This is a genomic window from Photobacterium sp. OFAV2-7, assembly GCF_022347985.1.
Lineage (GTDB): Bacteria > Pseudomonadota > Gammaproteobacteria > Enterobacterales > Vibrionaceae > Photobacterium.
Genome location: NZ_JAKRFQ010000674.1, coordinates 1 through 2,952 on the forward strand (window position 1 = coordinate 1; position 2,952 = coordinate 2,952).

The 2,952-nt window shown below is 49.5% G+C and carries 2 protein-coding genes and 1 pseudogene; all 3 read right to left on the reverse strand.

Going from position 1 to position 2,952, the window contains the following annotated elements; all coding sequences use genetic code 11:
- A partial coding sequence (locus tag MHN01_RS22845; RefSeq protein WP_239413644.1) for an AsmA family protein occupies positions 1-1,660 on the reverse strand: 1,660 nt, incomplete at its 3' end.
- A gap of 237 nt (positions 1,661-1,897) precedes the next feature.
- Positions 1,898-2,542, reverse strand: a complete 645-nt coding sequence (udk, locus tag MHN01_RS22850; protein ID WP_160648541.1) for a uridine kinase — start codon at positions 2,540-2,542, stop codon at positions 1,898-1,900.
- Positions 2,543-2,747: 205 nt separating this feature from the next.
- Positions 2,748-2,952 (reverse strand): annotated as a pseudogene (locus MHN01_RS22855) (iron-sulfur cluster carrier protein ApbC); the annotation flags it as partial.

The following is a 2,952-nucleotide window of genomic DNA, read 5'->3' on the forward strand; positions in this document are numbered from 1 at the left end:
CGGCAAAGTTAATATCAACCGTACCGGTGATATTTTCACGGATACGTTTTTCGGCCAATCCGGTGCCCGCAAGGTTCATCGTGATATCGCCCTTACCCGCCAATACATCATTGTCGGCAACATCGATCAACAGCGGCTGTACCTGCACACCACGGATCTTATTCGTCACCTTGTACGAAGGCAGCTTGCCGTTGGCATTCAGTGTTGCCTGCATAATGATATTACCGTCATACAAATCAGCACTGAACTGCTTGAGGTTAAGTACGCCTTTGGCTATTTTCACATCCACCAGCACATTGGCCAGCTTGGCATTCGCTGCTTTGAATTTGCCCAGCTTGACGGTACCGGCAACATCCAACCCCTTCAATGCCGACAGATCCGGCTCTTTGTTCTTGTCTGCAGCCGGTGCTGGATCTGCTGTGGTTCCGGCGGTGGTCGGGCCGGCACCGTTTTCACCACCAGCCTGGGTCGCTTCTTTCTTGTCTAGGCCAAGGAAGCTATCAAGATCAATATTGTCGCTATTAACTGCAAAACGGATAACCGGAATGTCAGCCGCCTTGAACGAGCCTTCACCATTGACACTGATCTCATCAACATCTGCCTTAAACTGCGATAAGGTTGCCATGCCCTTGCTAACATCATATTCCGCATCAGCATTCAGCTTTACAGTCATCTCAGGGCGAGGTAATGCCGCTCCTTTCAAGCCAGATTCCAGAGCCAACGCCTGCAGTTGAACCAAATCAAAGGCCTCGCTTAACTTCAGGCGTGTCTCACCCTTGGCATCAAATGCCAGATCAGGCACTTCGCCTTTTGCAGCAAATGTCACAACCGACCAGTCTCCGGCTTTGAATTTGTCTAACGTCAGGTTCAGTGACTGAATATCGTTAACCGGATCTTTTGCCGTCGCTGACAACTTCAGGTTCTTCAGCTCGGCATAGTTCAGTGCCGGTACGATAAAGAGTTCAGTTTCACCGTTGGCAGTAAAGGCCAACTCGCCATTTTGTCCCGCAACATCAAAGCCGAACTGAGCCCACTCACCTGGCGCAAAACGGCTCAGGTTAACGTTCAAGGTATTGATTGAAGTAAAGGTGCCGGCCTGCTCATCACGGATCTCGGCACTGGCATTTACGAGCTCGACACCTTCAAGGCTGATGGTCCATGGCTGTGCGGCATCCTGAGGTGATGGAGCAGGCTCAGAAGCTGTTCCTGTCTCGAGTGCTGTCGTTGGCTGGCTTGACGTTGTCTCCAACTGCTGATCCTGAGGCGCTGGCTGCCCAAGCCCATCAAGGTTACTCACACCATCCTTGCGTGTCTGAATAAAGACCCGGCCATCTTGCAAGCTGACATGCCCTATCTCAAGATGACGGGAGAAAAGCGGGACAACGGATACCGACAGCTCGGCACTGCCTAGCTGAACCAAATTTGGCTCGGCAAAGCCTTGCGGGTTGCGGAATTCTGTCTGGCCCAGGGTAAAGCCGATGCTTGGGAAGAAACGCCAGCCGATATCGCCGCTGATCACCAGATCACGCCCTGTCGCCTTCTTCACCTGCTCGGCAATCAAAGGCTTAAACTGATTAGGGTCAACCAGTGCCAGCAGCGCACCGATCCCTATTACGATAACAACTACAATTGCCAGTACGGCATACAAAAGCTTTTTCATCGTGTCCTCGTGTTATCCGTCCACACTGAATAGGGTTACAAGCCTGTGGGTATTTCCAGAGCCCGTTCCTGATATATCCAAGCAGTCATTTGAAGTAACTTGGGTATACGACAGCAAATAGATGTATTAGTTTTTAATTATCTGTTATTAGAGCAAAAAAATAGGCAGCCGTTAAGGCTGCCTATCAAATATTGTCATTTCCAATCAAGGCAGGCAGCGCCTGCCTCATTGCCAATGCTACGATTTCAGCAATCGAGCAATATGTGCCTTAAGCACGTCGATGGCAATGCGGTTTTTACCACCGCGAGGTACGATAATATCGGCGTACTGTTTAGACGGCTCAATAAACTGCATGAACATAGGGCGTACCGTCTTTTGATACTGCTCAAGTACCGATTCCATCGTACGGTCACGTTCAGCAACATCACGCTGAAGACGACGTAGCAGACAGATATCAAGCGGTGTATCCATAAAGACACTCGCATGCATGATCTCGCGCAGACGCGGATCGGTCAGCAGCAAGATGCCTTCCAGAATGATCACCTTCTTAGGTGTCATCGGCGTGGTTTCTTCCATGCGGGTGTGCTCGCTGTAGCTATACTGCGGAACTTCTACCGCATTACCTTCAACCAGCATCTGCAAATGATCACAAAGCAAGTCATGATCCAAGGCATTCGGGTGATCGTAATTGGTCTTGACCCGCTCTTCCATGGTCAGGTGACTTTGATCGTTATAGTAACAATCTTCCGTAATAACACCGATCTGATGATCGCCGACTTTTTCTTTTAGCTCTTTATAAACTGTGCTGGCAATCAGACTTTTACCGGACGCAGAAGCGCCTGCGATACCGATAATGACGCATTGGTGTGAGTTTTCAGACATATCAGAAAGCACCTGTAAGACAACGTAGCGAGGTGGAAATACTCATTTAAACAACTATCTGCTTTTTCATCGTAAACCAGATAATTGTGCGAATAGGTATAATTAAACCGCCTGATTATATGGATTTGTACGGCCAGATGCCAGCAAAAATGCGACACCTGGCACGATTAACTACAAAGTTTACATAATTATTGCAAGAAAAGGATTACATTGTGCGTATTGTGATCTGCTCGGCAATCGGCTTGCCCTGCCAGAACAAGCGGCTGGCCACCTGCCCCGCCAAGTCAATATAAGCCGCAGCCTGCTCCGAGTCTGGCGACGAGGCAACCGTCGGCTTGCCGCTGTCGATATCTTCCCGGATCTTGATGTGCAGCGGTAGCTGCGCCAGCAAAGGAACTGAATAGTCTTTC